We start from the raw sequence: 18,023 nt of genomic DNA, 5'->3' as shown, positions 1-18,023 counted from the left end.
GATGACCATCGCACGAGGTCGCGGTGACCGTGCCCTGCTGACCGCGCGCCGGGTCGGTCGCGCCCCGCTGAACATGCTCGACCGGGCGGGCGACCAGATGTCGTTCTACGCCCGCGCGATCGGGTGGATTCCGCGCACGATCACGCATTACGGCAGGGAGGTCCTGCGCCTGCTCGCCGAGGTCACCTTCGGCAGCGGGGCGCTCGCCGTGATCGGCGGCACCATCGGCGTCATCGTGATGATGTCCGGCTTCACCGGCGTCGTCGTCGGACTGCAGGGGTATGCGGCGCTCGATCAGCTCGGCAGCTCCGTGCTCACCGGCTTCCTGTCCGCGTACGTCAACACCCGCGAGATCGCGCCGATCGTGGCCGCGCTCGCGCTCTCCGCGACCGTCGGGTGCGGCTTCACCGCGCAGCTGGGTGCGATGCGGATCTCCGAGGAGATCGACGCGCTCGAGGTGATGGCGGTGCCGTCGGTGCCGTTCCTGGTGACCACCCGGATGGTCGCCGGGTTCGTCGCGGTGATCCCGCTGTACATCGTCGGCCTGCTCGCGTCGTACTTCGCGTCCCGCCTGATCAGCACCCTGTTCAACGGGCAGTCGAGCGGATCCTACGACCACTACTTCAACCTGTTCCTACCACCGGCGGACGTCCTATGGTCGTTCGGCAAGGTGCTGGTCTTCGCGTTCGTGCTGATCATGATCCACTGCTACTACGGCTATACCGCGTCCGGCGGTCCGGCGGGCGTCGGCGTCGCGGTGGGGCGCGCCGTGCGGACCGCGATCGTCACGATCGCGGTGCTGGACTTCTTCCTCAGCCTCGCGATCTGGGGCACCACCACGACGGTGCGGGTGGCGGGATGAGCGCCGGCGGGTCGGTGGTGCGTAGGCGACTGCTCGGGCTGGTCTTCTTCCTGATGTTGGCGCTGTTCCTGACGTTCACGATCGGGATGTACAACAAGACATTCACGAAGGTCGTCACCGTCAACCTGGTGACCGACACGGTCGGCAACTCGCTGCCCTCGCACGCGGATGTGAAGGTTCGGGGACTGATCGTCGGTGAGGTGCGGTCCTCGTCGACGGAGGAGGGGGAGGTGACGTCCGTCCTTGCGATCGACCCGGACAAGGCCGCGCTGATCCCGTCGAACACGACCGCCCGGCTGCTGCCGAAGACGCTGTTCGGCGAGCGGTACGTCTCGCTGATCGTGCCTGCCGGCGACACCGCGGCCCCGATCACCGAGGGGGACACCCTGCACCAGGACAAGAGCGGCAACGCCATTGAGGTCGGCGAACTGCTCGACGGGTTGCTCCCGCTGCTGCAGGCGGTACCGCCGCAGGACCTCGCGAACACGCTCGGCGCGCTGAACCAGGCACTGTCCGGTCGCGGCAACGAGATCGGGCTCAGCCTGGAACGGCTGGAGACCATCTTCGCCGGTGTCAACACCGAGCTGCCGAACCTGGAGCAGGGTCTCAAGGGCCTCGCCGACTTCTCTCAGACCTACGCGGACGCGGCGCCGGACCTGGTGGTTGCCCTCGACAACCTGCGCACGACCGGCGCGACCGTGGTGCAGCAGCAGAACCAGATCCGGACGCTGATGTCGGCGGCGACCGGGGCGGCGGGCAGCACCGCCGACTTCCTCACCGCGAACCGGGACACGCTGATCTCGATCGCCGAGGACTCGCGCGCCAGCCTCGAGGTGCTCGCGGCCGCGTCACCCACATTCGGGTGCACGTTCGCGCAGTTCGTGCCGATCGTGCACAGCGCAAGCGCGATCCTCGGCCTCAACCCCGATGGCAGCCTGCAGGATCATCCCGGCGCCCGCGCCGCGACGGTCTTCGTCAACCCGAAGGGTCGCTACCTGCCGAACCAGGATGAGCCGCGACTCTTCGACAACCGCGGGGCCAAGTGCTACACCCCGGCCGCGCCGGGCGACAAGTTCCCGCAGTACCCGGGCGGCTCGTACAACGACGGCGCCTACCAGGTGCCATCGCGGAACCCCGGACCGGCGTACGTGCCGTCGCCGGAACGCCCGCAGTTCGCGCCGGTTCCTGCGGCGCAGACCACCCCCGCCCGCTACACCGGGTCGACGTTCGAGCAGGACACCCTCGCCGTCATCTACGGGGAGGGGACGGGCGCACTGCCCGAGAACGTGCCGGGCTGGACCACGTTGCTGGGGGCGCCTGCACTGAGGGGGACGGAGGTGAGCGTCCGATGAAGGCCCAGTTGCGGGGGCTCGGGGGCCCGCTGACCAAGCTCGTCATCTTCGCCGTCGTCACCATCGTCGCGACCACGACGCTGGCGCTCACGATCGCGAATAGCGGAGGCGGCGGCGGCACCAGGTTCAATGCGGTGTTCTCCGATGTCACCTCGCTGAACAAGGGGGACGAGGTGCGGATCGCGGGTGTCCGGGTCGGGCAGGTCGACGACATCTCGATCGTGAACGACCGTGAGGCGAAGGTCGAGTTCTCGCTGTCCGACCGGGACTGGCTGCCCGCCGGGTCCCGGGCCGTGATCCGATACCGGAACCTGGTGGGGCAGCGCTACATCGCGCTCGAGCAGGGCGAGGGCCCGCAGGGCATGAAGCTGACCGAGGGTCAGACGATCGCCCTCGACCACACCAAGCCTGCGGTCAACCTGACGACCCTGTTCAACGGCTTCCGACCGCTGTTCCAGACGCTCAGTGCCGACGACGTGAACAAGCTGTCGTACCAGATCATCCAGGTGTTCCAGGGGGAGGGCGGCACCATCTCGGAACTGGTCCGCAACACCGCATCGCTGACCAACACGATCGCCGACAAGGATCGGGTGATCGGGGACGTCATCAACAACCTCAACGGCGTGCTGGAGACGGTGAACAGGCACGACGACGAGCTCAGCTCACTGATCGTGAACACCCAGCAGCTGGTGACCGGGCTCGCCAACGACCGCGGTGTCGTCGGGGAGGCGGTGACCTCGCTGGCCACCCTCACCGACACCGCGGCCGACGTGCTCGAGCCGACCCGGCCGTCGATCCAGGGATCGGTGTCGGCGCTGAACACCCTCGCTGGCACGCTGAACGAGCAGGATGCGGCGGTGAACAAGATCCTCGCGAACCTGCCGGTGAAGCTGGAGAAGCTGAGCCGGATCGCCAGCTACGGGTCGTGGTTCCAGTTCTACCTGTGCGGCATCGACGTGGTCGCGGGCCCCGGTGAATCGAAGTACCTGAACCTGCCCACCGGCCTGCCCACCGTCAACCAGCCGATTTACACCAACTCGGCACCGCGGTGCTCGGCGAACGGGGCGGGCCAGTGAGCACGAAGCGGCGCAGCCCCGCGACCACCGGCGCCCTCGGCATCGCGCTCGTCCTCCTCGCGACGATGTCGGCGTTCTTCCTCGACGACCTGCCGATCATCGGCGCCGGTGCGACGTATCGCGCGGAGTTCAGTGAGGCCGCGGGCCTCAAGCCGGACAACGAGGTGCGGATCGCGGGCGTGAAGGTCGGCAAGGTCACCGAGGTCACCCTCGCCGGGGACAAGGTCGACGTCGCCTTCAAGGTGAAGGACGCCTGGGTCGGCGACCAGACCACCGCGTCGATCCAGATCAAGACGATCCTGGGGCAGAAGTATCTGGCGCTCGACCCGCGCGGGTCGTCGACGTTGAAGCCGGCCGATCCGATCCCGCTGGAACGCACCACGTCGCCCTATGACGTGATCGACGCCTTCTCCAGCGCCGCGACGACCCTCGGCGAGGTCGACACCCCGCAGCTGGCGGAGAGCATGCGGACGTTGTCGGAGGCGTTCGAGGGCACACCCGCCGACATCCGGGCCTCGCTCGACGGGGTTGCCCGGCTGTCGAGGACGATCGAGAGCCGCGACGCCGAGCTGACGAAGCTGTTCGCGGCGACGGCGAAGACGTCGACGGTGTTGGCGGACCGGAACGCCGAGTTCACCGAGCTGATCGCCAGCGGCGGTCTGCTGCTCGGGGAGCTCAACGCGCGCCAGCAGTCCATCGCGCAACTGCTGACGGGGACGCAGCGACTGTCGCAGCAGCTGACCGGGCTGGTGCGGGACAACGAGGCGCAGATCGGTCCCGCGCTTGAGCAGTTGCGGGGCGTCGTGCAGATCCTGCAGGACAACAACGACAACCTGGACCGGGCGATCAAGCTGTACGCACCGTTCACCCGGCTGTACGCGAACATCGTCGGCAACGGTCGCTGGTTCGACCAGGTCGTGGTGAACCTGACGCCGCCGCAGCTCCCGCTGATCCCCGGATACCGGGATCCGGTGCGCACCCTGGGGGGTAACTGATGACGGGGATGACGTCCGGCCGGATGCCGAAGTTCAGCCGCGCGCAGGTCCTGACCACCGTCGGCGTGCTGGTGGTCGCGCTGGTGCTCGGCGTCGGCGGCTGGTGGCTGTTCACCAGGGCCGGGACGACGAAGATCACCGCCTACTTCGACAAGTCCGTCGGCATCTACACCGGTTCCGACGTGCGGGTCCTCGGGGTCAAGGTCGGGTCGGTGGACGAGGTCACCCCGCTCGGCGACCAGGTGCGGGTCGTGATGCGGGTCGATCGGGGTGTCGACATCCCGGCGGACGCGAAGGCCGCGCAGGTGACGCCGTCGGTGGTCGCGGACCGGTACATCCAGCTCGCGCCCGCCTACTCGGGTGGGGACGTGATGGCCTCCGGTGCGACCATCCCGCGGGAGCGGACGGCGACCCCGGTCGAGGTGGATCAGCTCTACTCGAGCATCGAGGAGCTGTCCGATGCGCTGGGGCCGAACGGGGCGAACAAGGACGGCGCCCTGTCGACGCTGGTGGACACGGCGGCCGAGAACCTCGACGGCAACGGTGCCGCGCTCGGCACCACGATCACCGAGCTGTCGAAGGCGGCGGCGACGCTGAACTACTCGCGGGGGGACCTGTTCGACACGGTCCGGAACCTGCAGACGTTCGTCAGCGCGCTGGCCGCGAACGACGAGCAGGTCCGGCAGTTCAACGGTCAGCTGGCCGACCTGACCGGCTTCCTCGACGGGGAGCGCGAGAACCTGGGGGCGGCGCTGAACCAGTTGTCGGTGACGCTCGGTGATGTGGCGGTGTTCATCCGGGACAACGAGGACCTGGTCACCAGCAACGCCGAGGGGCTGGTGCAGGTGACGCAGACCCTTGCCGACAATCGGCAGGATCTGGTGGACGCGCTGACCACGCTGCCGCTGGCGATCAGCAACGTCGTCAACTCGTACGACGCGGAATCGGGCACCCTGGCCTCCCGGGTCAATCTGCCGGAGACCCAGGACCCGTTCGGGACGCTCTGCAAGCTGATGGACCTCGGCAAATTGATGCCGGGGGATCCGAAGTTCGATGCGCTGAGCAGGCAGATGCGACCGGTGATCGACAATTGCGCTGCGATCATGGGCCAGGTCACCGCGGGTGTGAAGACCCCGACGCTGAACCTTCCGTTCGGGATTCTCAGCGGTGACAATCTGCAGCGCCCGTCCCAGCCGGGGACGGTGCCGGGACAGATCTCGCCGCGGCTGGGCAACTCGCAGGCACCGGGTCTGAGTGACCAGAACATTCCCCGGGGTGGGCAGTGAAACGGGTGGGAACGGCCACCGCGTGGGCAGTGAAACGGGTGGGAACGGCCACCGCGTGGGCAGTGGGGCGGGGAGGCGCGGTGACGCGGGTGGGACAGGAGCGTTCGTTGAGGCGCGCGGTCGCGATCGGTGCGGGCACCTGCGCGGTTGCGCTGGTGGTGTCGGGGTGTGGATCGGATGGCATCTACAGCATCCCGTTGCCCGGTGGCGCGGACATCGGTGACAACCCGATGCACGTGACCGTGCAGTTCGACGACGTCCTCGACCTGGTCCCGCAGTCGACGGTGAAGGTGGACGGCGTCCCGGTCGGGCGGGTCGAGACGATCGACGTCCCGGACGACGGCTGGACCGCCGAGGTCGGCGTGGTGATGGACTCGGCGGTGAGCCTTCCCGCGAACGCGGTGGCGAGCGTGCAGCAGACCAGCCTGCTCGGCGAGAAGTTCATCGAGCTGACCGCGCCGGAGCTGGATCCGTCCTCGGCACCGCTGTCCGATGGCGCGACGATCCCGGTGGATCGGACGCGCCACGCCACCGACATCGAGCAGGTGCTCGGCGCGTTGTCGCTGCTGCTCAACGGCGGCGGGGTGGCGCAGCTGCAGCCGATCATCCACGAACTGTCGGCGGCGCTCGGTGGCCGTGAGGATCGGGTGCGGTCCCTGCTGGATCAGGCGAACACGCTGATCGAGGGCCTCAACCGTCAGCGGGACGACATCACCCGGGCCCTGGACGGCCTGGACACGCTCAGCGGCCGGGTCGTGCAGCAGACCGACCAGATCGACAGGATCCTCGCGGAGATCCCGCCCGCGGTGCAGGTGCTGAACGAGCAGCGGCCGCAGTTCGTGCAGATGCTCGGGCAGCTGGATCGGCTCGGGCAGGTCGGCAGCGACGTGCTGGTTCGCTCGCGGGACAATCTGATCGCGGATCTGCGGGCGCTGCGCCCGACCCTGCAGGCCCTCGCGGATTCCGGCGACGACCTGGTCACGGTGTTGCCGTTGATTCCGACGTTCCCGTTCCCGGATGGCGCGGAGAAGGTCATCCACGGCAACTCGATGAACCTCTTCCTGACCCTCGACATGCGGCTCGGCCAGCAGTTGGAGGCGCTCGGGGTCGGGATGCCGGACCCGGTGTACGTGCCGCCGCCGCCGGGCATCAACGGGCACGTGCCGAACGTCGACCCGTCCAATCCGTACTACAACGGCAACGGGCCGCGTCCGGGGTGGCCGACGGTGTCGCTACTGCCGCTGCCGCCGATCGTGCCTGCGCCGCAGCCTGCGCCGGGGCAGCCGCCCGCGCCCGGCACCGAACCGGTGTCCGGTGATGCGGCGGCCCCGCCGAACCCGCTCAGCGGAATTCTCGAGAAGCTGGGGGTGGGTGGCCGATGAGGTCGAAGCTGGTGCGCGTCCAGTTGGTCGCGTTCATCCTGGTCGCCGCGGTTGGTCTGCTGTACGTCGGCGCCAAGTACGTCCGGCTGGACAATCTGCTCGGCTTCGGGCAGTACACGGTGAAGGCCGATTTCGCGGATTCGGGGGGCATCTTCACCAACGCCGAGGTGACCTATCGGGGTGTCCCCGTTGGGCGGGTCGGGGACCTGCACCTCACCGCGGACGGCGTCGAGGTGGACCTGAAGCTCGACAACGGCGCCCCGCAGGTGCCCGCGACGGCGCGGGCCGTGGTGGCGAACCGGTCGGCGATCGGCGAACAGTATGTGGATCTGCAGCCGAGCAGCGAGGGCGGGCCGTACCTGCAGGACGGGTCGACGATCACCCGGCAGGACACGTCGATCCCGGTCCCCGTCGAGCAGGTGCTGTCGAGTGTGAACTCGTTGGTGCGGTCGGTTCCGCTGGATTCGCTGAACACGACAGTCACCGAGCTGGGTCGGGCCTTCGACGGTCGGGGCGACGACATGCAGGTCCTGGTGGACTCGTTGAACTCGCTGACCGAGGCGGGCATCGAGAATCTGCCGCAGACGTTGACGCTGATCCGCGACAGTCGGACGGTGCTCGACACCCAGTCGGCGCAGGCGTCCTCGATCCGCCAGTTCAGCGCGGACCTGAATCGGATCTCCGCGCAGCTGCGGGACAGCGATCCGGATCTGCGCAGGCTGATTGGCACCGGCACGGACGCGAGCACCGAGGTGGGATCGCTGATCGACACCGCGGGCCCGGCCCTCTCGAGCGACCTGCACAACCTGGCGCTGGTGTCGGAGTCGCTCGGCCCGCGGTCGATCGCGTTGAACATTCTGTTGACGTTCCTGCCCGCGCTGGCGGCGGGGGCGAGCACGGCGGCCCCCGGCGACGGAACCCTGCACCAGGGTCTGCTGCTGGAGACGAACAATCCGCCGCCCTGCACCCAGGGCTACGAGGGGACGTACGAGATTCTCGACCGGATGAAGCGGGAGAACCCGGACTTCGATCCGACCCGGGACGAGTTCCCGCTCAACATGCAGGCGAACTGCACCACCCCGTTGGGGAGTGTGACGGGGGTGCGGTCGGCGAACCGGGTCGTGTACGCGGATCCGGACACCCCGCAGCCGTGGGACAACAAGCCGAAGGTGGCTCCGGACGCACTGAACCTCAATCCGATCGCGACGCAGCTCGCGACGCTGATGGGAATCACGCCGCGGTAGGCGGGGCGTGGCAGGCGCGGACGTCGGCGGCGACGAGCGGAAGTTACTTTCAAGTAGGGTGAAGATGTGATGCGTAGCACGACACTGCTCAAGCCCGCCCTCGTCGTGGTGAGCGTCCTCGCCGTCGCGGCGTTGGCGGCCGCCGCCTGGTTCGGCTACGGCTGGGTCCGCGCCCTGGTCGTCGACAAGCAGGTGGCGGCCGCGCGTGACGACGCGCTGACCGGCGCCCGCCAGGCGGCGATCAACCTCAACACCGTGGATTCGGCGAACCTGGACCAAACGTTCGCGAACATGGAGTCGTCGATCACCGGCGACGAGATGGTCAACTCGCTGAACGAGACGCGGGACCAGATGACCGAGCAGGTCCGGCAGACCGGTGCGAAGAGCGAGGCGCAGATCATTGACGCCGCCCTCACCGACTTCGCGCGGGACGAGGGCACCGCGACGTCGCTGGTGATCCTGTCCACGACCACCACGTGGCCGGACCAGCCGCCGAGGAAGGTCAAGGTGACGATGCGCATCGGGCTGACCGAGACGGACGGGGAGTGGAAGGCGTCCCGTGTCGAGAACGTCGGAGCTCCGCTCGCGATGGACGCAGGCGCGGCGCCGCCAGCCCCGGTGCCGGACGTGCCTGCGCCGGAGGTGCCCGCCCCGGCGCCCGACCAGAGCACCGGCGGACAGTAGGTCCGCACCATCGCGCCCGCCCGCCACCGGTGTCGGGTCGCCCCGAGTCCGCCAGCGTTCCAAGGAGAATCGACCAGTGCCTCCCACCCGCCGCACCCCCAGCGCCCCACAGCCGAAGGGTCGCGTGCCCAAGATCGCAGGCAGGCAGGCGCCCGGACGCGCCAAGGATCCGACCTCGGATGTACCGGTCGACGACCGGAAGGCCGTCGACCGTGCGGTAGGGGAGCCGCCCGCGCCCGTCGAGCACGACGCCGTTGAGCCCGCGCCCGTCGAGCCCGCGCCCGTCGAACTCGGACCCACCGGGGCCGTGTCCGGCGCACCCGCGGACGCGGAGGCCGACGCCGCATCGACCGCGCCTGCCCGCGAGACCGCGGACGGCGACGCGACCGAGCCGCCCCCCGGTCGACCGGTCAACCGGACCAGTGCCCTGCGCCCGCGTAGCCGCGACGACGCGACCGGGGTCGCGGTCACCGCACCGGTCTCGGCGGCGGAACGGGCGGGGTGGCGATCGGTCGCGGTGATCGGGATCGTCGCGGTGGCCCTCGCGGCGTTCGCCGCCGTCGCCGCGTTCCGGCCCGGGGCCACCCTGGCGAACCGGGCGTGGGTGGACACGGCGGAAACCACCCGGGTGTCCGCGGCGGCACGGGACGCCATCCAGACCCTGTACACCTACAAGTTCGACACCGTCGATCAGGACTTCGACAACGCGCGAGCCGTCCTCACCGACGACATGCGCACCCAGTTCGACGAGACCGCTCAGGTCACCCGAGACGCGGTGACCCAGACGAAGACGGCAACGAATGCGCAGGTCACCGACATCGGGGTGAAGCTGCTCGACGACGATCGCGCGGAGTTGGTGGCGAGCATGAACGTCAGCGCGAGCAACGACGGCGTTGAGCAGGGCAGCGCGGAGGGGCCGCTGTCGGTGACGATGGCGAGGGTCGACGGCACCTGGCTGCTGTCCGACATTCGCGACCGCTGAGCCGAAAGTCGGAGTCGCTCTTGACGGAAGGCCCGGGAGGCGTCACTCTATTGGTCGAGACTGCGAGGAATCGCGAGTCCGGGTGATCACGCGCCGGCGCAAATGGAGGCATCGGGCGCGAGCACGCACAGGTATCGAGCAGGCAGGTGTCCGGCCGCCGGTATCGAACGCGATCGCCGCGGGACACGCATTTCGACCACGCCTCGCACGACCGCACCTCCCCGCACGCTTGGGGCCCGGTTGCGACCGGGTGCCGATTTGACAGAGTCGGGCGCTCGACGCTGCCCAGGTTGTGTTATCTGCCGAATTCCGGTACCTTTGGACGTTGCGCTGGCTGCCTCCTGTCCTACCTCTCGACCGTGCCGCATCGAAGTTTCCGCTTCCTGCGTTGTGTTGACGAGTTTCGTTCGGGTCGTGACCAGCGAATTCGCCCCACAGAAGAAGCAGATACAGCGGCGGTCGCACTCCAGCGAGCGGCCCGCGTGAGGTGCTGGAAGGACGCATCTTGGCAGTCTCTAGCCAGACCAAGGCCGGAATCCCCGGAGCCCCGAAGAGGGTGTCGTTCGCGAAGATTCGCGAACCCCTCGAAGTTCCGGGTCTACTTGATCTTCAGACCGATTCCTTCGAGTGGTTGATCGGCTCGCCGGCATCCCGCGAGCGGGCCAAGGCCCGCGGCGACGAGGGTGCCACCGGCGGCCTGGAGGACATCCTCGCCGAACTGTCCCCGATTGAGGACTTCTCGGGCTCGATGTCCCTGTCCTTCTCCGATCCGCGCTTCGACGAGGTCAAGGCCTCCGTCGAGGAGTGCAAGGACAAGGACATGACGTACGCGGCACCGCTGTTCGTCACTGCCGAGTTCATCAACAACAACACCGGCGAGATCAAGAGCCAGACGGTCTTCATGGGTGACTTCCCGATGATGACCGACAAGGGCACCTTCATCATCAACGGCACCGAGCGTGTCGTCGTCTCGCAGCTCGTCCGCTCGCCCGGCGTGTACTTCGACGAGTCGATCGACAAGGCCACCGAGAAGACGCTGCACAGCGTCAAGGTGATCCCGGGTCGCGGTGCCTGGCTCGAGTTCGACGTGGACAAGCGCGACACCGTCGGCGTCCGCATCGACCGCAAGCGTCGTCAGCCGGTCACCGTTCTGCTCAAGGCCCTCGGCTGGACCACTGAGCAGATCACCGAGCGGTTCGGTTTCTCCGAGATCATGATGTCCACGCTGGAGAAGGACAACACCGCGGGCACCGACGAGGCGCTCCTCGACATCTACCGCAAGCTGCGTCCGGGTGAGCCGCCGACCAAGGAGTCCGCGCAGACCCTGCTGGAGAACCTGTTCTTCAAGGAGAAGCGCTACGACCTGGCGCGCGTGGGTCGCTACAAGATCAACAAGAAGCTGGGCGTGAACACCGGCCAGCCGATCACCGCGTCGACCCTCACCGAGGAAGACATCGTCGCGACGATCGAGTACCTGGTGCGCCTGCACGCCGGTGACCAGTCGATGACCGTGCCGGGGGGTGTGGAGGTGCCCGTCGAGGTCGACGACATCGACCACTTCGGCAACCGTCGCCTGCGCACGGTCGGCGAGCTGATCCAGAACCAGATCCGGGTCGGCCTGTCCCGCATGGAGCGCGTCGTCCGTGAGCGGATGACGACCCAGGACGTCGAGGCGATCACGCCGCAGACCCTGATCAACATCCGGCCCGTTGTCGCCGCGATCAAGGAGTTCTTCGGAACCTCCCAGCTGTCGCAGTTCATGGACCAGAACAACCCGCTCTCGGGTCTGACCCACAAGCGTCGCCTTTCGGCGCTCGGCCCCGGCGGTCTGTCCCGTGAGCGCGCTGGCCTCGAGGTCCGCGACGTCCACCACTCGCACTACGGCCGCATGTGCCCGATCGAGACCCCCGAGGGTCCGAACATCGGCCTGATCGGCTCGCTGTCGGTGTACGCGCGGGTGAACCCGTTCGGCTTCATCGAGACCCCGTACCGCAAGGTCGAGGACGGTGTCATCACCGACCAGGTCGACTACCTGACCGCCGACGAGGAGGACCGCCACGTCGTCGCGCAGGCCAACTCGCCCGTCGACACGTCCGGCCGGTTCGTCGAGGACCGCGTGCTCGTCCGCAAGAAGGGCGGCGAGGTCGAGTTCGTCGCGTCGACCGACGTCGACTACATGGACGTCTCGCCGCGGCAGATGGTCTCCGTCGCCACCGCGATGATCCCGTTCCTCGAGCACGACGACGCCAACCGCGCCCTGATGGGTGCGAACATGCAGCGTCAGGCCGTGCCGCTGGTCCGTTCCGAGTCGCCGCTGGTCGGCACCGGCATGGAGCTGCGCGCCGCGGTCGACGCCGGTGACGTCATCGTCACCGAGAAGAGCGGTGTCATCGAGGAGGTGTCCGCGGACTACGTCACGGTGATGGCCGACGACGGCAGCCGCAAGACCTACCGCCTCAACAAGTTCGCCCGCTCCAACCAGGGCACCTGCTCCAACCAGCGTCCGATCGTGGACGAGGGGCAGCGGGTCGAGTCCGGCCAGGTCCTCGCCGACGGTCCCTGCACCGAGAACGGTGAGATGGCGCTCGGCAAGAACCTGCTCGTGGCGATCATGCCGTGGGAGGGCCACAACTACGAGGACGCGATCATCCTGTCGCAGCGCCTCGTTGAGGAGGACGTGCTCACCTCGATCCACATCGAGGAGCACGAGATCGATGCCCGCGACACCAAGCTCGGTGCCGAGGAGATCACCCGGGACATCCCGAACGTCTCCGACGAGGTCCTCGCGGACCTCGACGAGCGCGGCATCGTGCGGATCGGCGCCGAGGTCCGGGACGGCGACATCCTGGTCGGCAAGGTCACCCCGAAGGGCGAGACCGAGCTGACGCCGGAGGAGCGCCTGCTGCGCGCGATCTTCGGTGAGAAGGCCCGCGAGGTGCGCGACACCTCCCTGAAGGTGCCGCACGGTGAGACCGGCAAGGTGATCGGCGTCCGCGTGTTCTCGCGCGAGGACGACGACGACCTGCCCCCCGGTGTCAACGAGCTGGTCCGGGTGTACGTGGCGCAGAAGCGCAAGATCCAGGACGGCGACAAGCTCGCCGGCCGGCACGGCAACAAGGGCGTCATCGGCAAGATCCTCCCGCAGGAGGACATGCCGTTCCTGCCCGACGGCACCCCGGTCGACATCATCCTGAACACCCACGGCGTCCCGCGTCGTATGAACATCGGTCAGGTCCTCGAAACCCACCTCGGCTGGATCGGCAAGACCGGCTGGAACGTGCAGGTCGCCGGCGACGGCACCCGCCCGGACTGGGCGCAGAGCCTGCCCGAGGAGATGCTCTCGGCTCCCGCCGACTCGAACATCGCCACCCCGGTGTTCGACGGTGCCAAGGAAGACGAGCTCACCGGCCTGCTCGGCGCGACGCTGCCGAACCGTGACGGCGAGCAGATGGTCGGGCCCGACGGCAAGGCCACCCTGTTCGACGGCCGCTCCGGCGAGCCGTTCCCGTACCCGGTGTCGGTCGGTTACATGTACATCATCAAGCTGCACCACCTGGTCGACGACAAGATCCACGCGCGGTCGACCGGTCCGTACTCGATGATCACCCAGCAGCCGCTCGGCGGTAAGGCCCAGTTCGGTGGCCAGCGCTTCGGTGAGATGGAGTGCTGGGCGATGCAGGCCTACGGTGCGGCGTACACGCTGCAGGAGCTGCTGACCATCAAGTCGGACGACGTGGTCGGCCGCGTGAAGGTGTACGAGGCCATCGTCAAGGGCGAGAACATCCCCGAGCCGGGCATCCCCGAGTCGTTCAAGGTCCTCCTCAAGGAGCTCCAGTCGCTCTGCCTGAACGTGGAGGTGCTCTCCAGCGACGGCGCCGCGATCGAGATGCGGGACGGCGACGACGAGGACCTCGAGCGGGCGGCAGCGAACCTGGGCATCAACCTGTCCCGGAACGAGGCTGCGACGGTCGACGACCTCGCCAACTAGGAGCCGACCCGGTGCGAGCGCAGCGACGCAGGACACACACAGTCAGCGTGCTGCGCCCGCACCGGGGCCCGGCAGCAATAGCGAACTAGCAGCAATTTCAACCCGAACAGGGGAAAGGAAGTTACGTGCTCGACGTCAACTTCTTCGATGAGCTCCGCATCGGTCTCGCCACCGCGGAGGACATCCGGCAGTGGTCCTACGGCGAGGTCAAGAAGCCGGAGACCATCAACTACCGCACGCTCAAGCCCGAGAAGGACGGCCTCTTCTGCGAGAAGATCTTCGGCCCCACCCGGGACTGGGAGTGCTACTGCGGCAAGTACAAGCGGGTCCGCTTCAAGGGCATCATCTGTGAGCGCTGCGGCGTCGAGGTGACCCGGGCGAAGGTGCGTCGTGAGCGGATGGGCCACATCGAGCTCGCCGCCCCGGTCACCCACATCTGGTACTTCAAGGGCGTGCCGAGCCGGCTCGGCTACCTGCTGGACCTGGCGCCGAAGGATCTCGAGAAGATCATCTACTTCGCCGCGTACGTGATCGTCGGCGTCGACGACGAGCTGCGTCACAACGAGCTGTCCACGCTCGAGGCGGAGATGGAGGTCGAGAAGAAGACCATCGCCGACCAACGCGATGCCGACCTGGAGGCCCGCGCGCAGAAGCTCGAGGCGGACATCGCCGAGCTCGAGGCCGAGGGCGCCAAGTCCGACGTCCGCCGCAAGGTCAAGGACGGCGGCGAGCGGGAGATGCGTCAGCTCCGCGACCGTGCCCAGCGCGAGCTGGACCGGCTCGAGGAGATCTGGACCACCTTCACGAAGCTGGCCGTCAAGCAGCTGATCATCGACGAGAGCATCTACCGCGAGCTCGTCGACCGCTACGGCGAGTACTTCACCGGCGCGATGGGCGCGGAGTCCATCCAGATCCTGATGAAGAACTTCGACATCGATGCCGAGGCCGAGAACCTCCGCGAGACCATCCGCAGCGGCAAGGGCCAGAAGAAGCTCCGTGCGCTCAAGCGGCTCAAGGTCGTCGCGGCGTTCCAGCAGTCCGGCAACTCGCCGATGGGCATGGTCCTCGACGCCGTTCCGGTGATCCCGCCGGAGCTGCGCCCGATGGTGCAGCTCGACGGTGGCCGCTTCGCGACCTCCGACCTGAACGACCTGTACCGCCGCGTGATCAACCGCAACAACCGCCTCAAGCGTCTGATCGATCTCGGCGCCCCCGAGATCATCGTGAACAACGAGAAGCGGATGCTGCAGGAGTCGGTGGACGCCCTGTTCGACAACGGTCGTCGCGGCAGGCCAGTCACGGGCCCGGGCAACCGTCCGCTCAAGTCGCTGTCCGATCTGCTCAAGGGCAAGCAGGGTCGTTTCCGGCAGAACCTGCTCGGTAAGCGCGTCGACTACTCGGGCCGTTCGGTCATCGTCGTCGGCCCGCAGCTCAAGCTGCACCAGTGCGGCCTGCCGAAGCTGATGGCGCTCGAGCTGTTCAAGCCGTTCGTGATGAAGCGTCTGGTCGACCTGAACCACGCGCAGAACATCAAGTCGGCGAAGCGCATGGTGGAGCGGCAGCGCGCCCAGGTGTGGGATGTCCTCGAAGAGGTCATCGCCGAGCACCCGGTGCTGCTGAACCGTGCACCCACGCTGCACCGCCTTGGTATCCAGGCGTTCGAGCCGCAGCTCGTCGAGGGCAAGGCCATCCAGCTGCACCCGCTGGTGTGTGAGGCGTTCAACGCCGACTTCGACGGTGACCAGATGGCCGTCCATCTGCCGCTGTCCGCCGAGGCGCAGGCCGAGGCCCGCATCCTGATGCTGTCCTCGAACAACATCCTCTCGCCCGCGTCGGGTCGGCCGCTCGCCATGCCGCGTCTGGACATGGTCACCGGCCTGTTCCACCTGACCCGGATGGACGACGGTGCGATCGGCGAGCTGGCCGCGGCCACCGCCGACGCGCCGGAGCAGGGTGTCTACTCGTCGCCCGCCGAGGCCCAGATGGCCGTCGACCGTGGCGCGCTGTCGGTGCAGTCGCGGATCAAGGTGCGGCTGACGACGCAGCGTCCGTCCGCCGACATCGAGGACGAGCTGTTCCCGGACGGCTGGGACTACGGTCAGGGCTGGGTCGCGGAGACCACCCTCGGCCGCGTCCTGTTCAACGAGCTGCTGCCCGCGGACTACCCGTTCGTCAACGAGCAGATGCCGAAGAAGCGTCAGGCGACGATCATCAACGATCTCGCCGAGCGGTACCCGATGATTGTCGTCGCGCAGACCGTCGACAAAATGAAGGACACCGGCTTCTACTGGGCGACCCGCTCGGGTGTCACCGTGTCCATCTCGGACGTGCTGGTGCCGCCGGAGAAGGCTCAGATCATGGAGTCCTTCGAGGCGCAGGCCGATCAGATCGAGAAGAAGTACCAGCGCGGCGCGCTCAACCACGCCGAGCGCAACAGTGCCCTCGTCAAGATCTGGTCCGAGGCCACCGACGAGGTCGGCAAGGCGATGGAGGCCCACTTCCCGGACAACAACCCGATCCCGATGATCGTGAAGTCCGGCGCGGCGGGCAACATGACGCAGGTCCGCTCGCTGGCGGGCATGAAGGGTCTGGTGACGAACCCGAAGGGTGAGTTCATCCCGCGTCCGATCAAGTCCTCCTTCAAGGAGGGCCTGACCGTGCTCGAGTACTTCATCAACACGCACGGTGCCCGTAAGGGTCTGGCCGACACCGCGCTGCGCACCGCCGACTCGGGCTACCTGACCCGTCGTCTGGTGGACGTCTCGCAGGACGTCATCGTCCGCGAGGTCGACTGTGGCACCGAGCGCGGCATCGTCACCACGATCTCGGAGAAGCAGCCGGACGGCTCGGTCATCCGCGATGCGCACGTCGAGACCTCGACGTACGCCCGCACCCTGGCCGCGGACGCGGTCGACGAGAACGGCAACGTGATCGTCGAGCGCGGTCACGACCTGGGCGACCCGGCGATCGACGCGCTGCTCGCCGCCGGCGTCACCGAGGTGAAGGTGCGCTCCGTGCTCACCTGCACCACCGGCACCGGCGTCTGCGCGACCTGCTACGGCCGTTCGATGGCGACCGGCAAGCTGGTCGACATCGGCGAGGCCGTCGGCATCGTCGCCGCCCAGTCGATCGGCGAGCCCGGTACCCAGCTGACGATGCGTACCTTCCACCAGGGTGGTGCGGCAGGCGCGGCCGACATCACCGGTGGTCTGCCGCGTGTCCAGGAGCTGTTCGAGGCCCGCGTCCCGAAGGGCAAGGCCCCGATCGCCGACGTCACCGGTCGGGTGCAGCTCGAGGACGGCGACCGCTTCTACAAGATCACCATCGTCCCGGACGACGGTGGCGAAGAGGTTGTCTACGACAAGCTGTCCAAGCGTCAGCGGCTGCGCGTCTTCAAGCACGACGACGGTTCCGAGCGCCTGCTGGCGGACGGTGACCACGTCGAGGTCGGCCAGCAGCTGATGGAGGGTGCTGCCGACCCGCACGAGGTGCTGCGCGTGATGGGCCCGCGCCAGGTGCAGATCCACCTGGTCAACGAGGTTCAGGAGGTGTACCGGAGCCAGGGTGTGTCGATCCACGACAAGCACATCGAGGTGATCGTGCGCCAGATGCTGCGCCGCGTCACGATCATCGACTCGGGTGCGACGGAGTTCCTGCCCGGTTCGCTGGTCGAGCGGGCCGAGTTCGAGGCGAGCAACCGCCGCGTCGTCGCCGAGGGTGGCGAGCCCGCGTCGGGTCGCCCGGTGCTGATGGGCATCACGAAGGCGTCGCTGGCGACGGACTCGTGGCTGTCGGCGGCGTCCTTCCAGGAGACCACTCGCGTGCTGACCGATGCGGCGATCAACTGCCGCTCGGACAAGCTGATCGGTCTCAAGGAGAACGTCATCATCGGCAAGCTGATCCCGGCGGGTACCGGCATCAACCGGTACCGGAACATCCAGGTGCAGCCGACCGAGGAGGCGCGCGCCGCGGCGTACGCCGTGCCGTCGTACGACGACCAGTACTACAGCCCGGAAGGCTTCGGCCAGACCACCGGCGCTGCGGTCCCGCTCGACGACTACGGCTTCGGCGGCGACTACCGCTAGGCGCTCCGCGCCCGTGGGGGGGGTTTTCCCCCCCCCGGGGGAAAAGCACGCACAACGGAGGGGGCGGGGGGGGGAACACACCCCCCC

11 protein-coding genes are annotated in these 18,023 nt (G+C 68.0%); all 11 read left to right on the top strand.

Translation table 11 applies throughout. The features are described from left to right. The first annotated feature begins 1 nt into the window (after position 1). The 11 genes from ACWF62_RS09955 (at position 2) to ACWF62_RS09905 (ending at position 17,936) form a co-directional block, all read left to right on the top strand. A complete protein-coding gene (locus tag ACWF62_RS09955) occupies positions 2–862 on the top strand; it encodes an MlaE family ABC transporter permease (protein ID WP_452629960.1) in 861 nt (286 codons plus the stop codon). Continuing rightward, positions 859–2,214 carry an MCE family protein gene (locus tag ACWF62_RS09950; protein WP_378508177.1) on the top strand — a complete coding sequence of 452 codons (1,356 nt, stop codon included), beginning with the start codon at positions 859–861 and terminating at the stop codon, positions 2,212–2,214. Before ACWF62_RS09955 ends, ACWF62_RS09950 begins: the two co-directional genes overlap by 4 nt. An 8-nt stretch (positions 2,215–2,222) precedes the next feature. After that, positions 2,223–3,290: an MCE family protein gene (locus tag ACWF62_RS09945; RefSeq protein WP_378508272.1), complete on the top strand. Its 1,068-nt coding sequence runs from the start codon at positions 2,223–2,225 to the stop codon at positions 3,288–3,290. Continuing rightward, positions 3,287–4,285, top strand: coding sequence for an MCE family protein (locus ACWF62_RS09940; RefSeq protein ID WP_378508176.1), 999 nt, complete (start codon positions 3,287–3,289; stop codon positions 4,283–4,285). Before ACWF62_RS09945 ends, ACWF62_RS09940 begins: the two co-directional genes overlap by 4 nt. Positions 4,286–4,293: 8 nt before the next feature. Further along, positions 4,294–5,571, top strand: a complete 1,278-nt coding sequence (locus tag ACWF62_RS09935; RefSeq protein ID WP_378508271.1) for an MCE family protein — start codon at positions 4,294–4,296, stop codon at positions 5,569–5,571. Between the two features lie 107 nt (positions 5,572–5,678). Continuing rightward, a complete protein-coding gene (locus ACWF62_RS09930) occupies positions 5,679–6,953 on the top strand; it encodes an MCE family protein (RefSeq protein WP_378508175.1) in 1,275 nt (424 codons plus the stop codon). Next, positions 6,950–8,197 (top strand): MCE family protein, encoded by a 1,248-nt coding sequence (locus ACWF62_RS09925; RefSeq protein WP_378508174.1) that lies wholly within the window; start codon positions 6,950–6,952, stop codon positions 8,195–8,197. Before ACWF62_RS09930 ends, ACWF62_RS09925 begins: the two co-directional genes overlap by 4 nt. A gap of 69 nt (positions 8,198–8,266) precedes the next feature. Beyond that, complete coding sequence (locus ACWF62_RS09920) at positions 8,267–8,881, top strand: hypothetical protein (protein ID WP_378508173.1); 615 nt, start codon at positions 8,267–8,269, stop codon at positions 8,879–8,881. Positions 8,882–9,005: 124 nt separating this feature from the next. Continuing rightward, a complete protein-coding gene (locus ACWF62_RS09915) occupies positions 9,006–9,863 on the top strand; it encodes a hypothetical protein (protein ID WP_452629959.1) in 858 nt (285 codons plus the stop codon). Between the two features lie 487 nt (positions 9,864–10,350). Next, positions 10,351–13,851 (top strand): DNA-directed RNA polymerase subunit beta, encoded by a 3,501-nt coding sequence (rpoB, locus tag ACWF62_RS09910; protein ID WP_378508171.1) that lies wholly within the window; start codon positions 10,351–10,353, stop codon positions 13,849–13,851. Between the two features lie 125 nt (positions 13,852–13,976). Beyond that, entirely contained in the window at positions 13,977–17,936 is a 3,960-nt protein-coding gene (locus tag ACWF62_RS09905) for a DNA-directed RNA polymerase subunit beta' (RefSeq protein ID WP_378508170.1), read from the top strand. Positions 17,937–18,023 lie beyond the last annotated feature (87 nt).

It is taken from the genome of Rhodococcus sp. NPDC054953, assembly GCF_053609225.1.
Note: the sequence above shows the minus strand (reverse complement) of the source record. Positions and strands in the feature narration are given on the sequence as shown.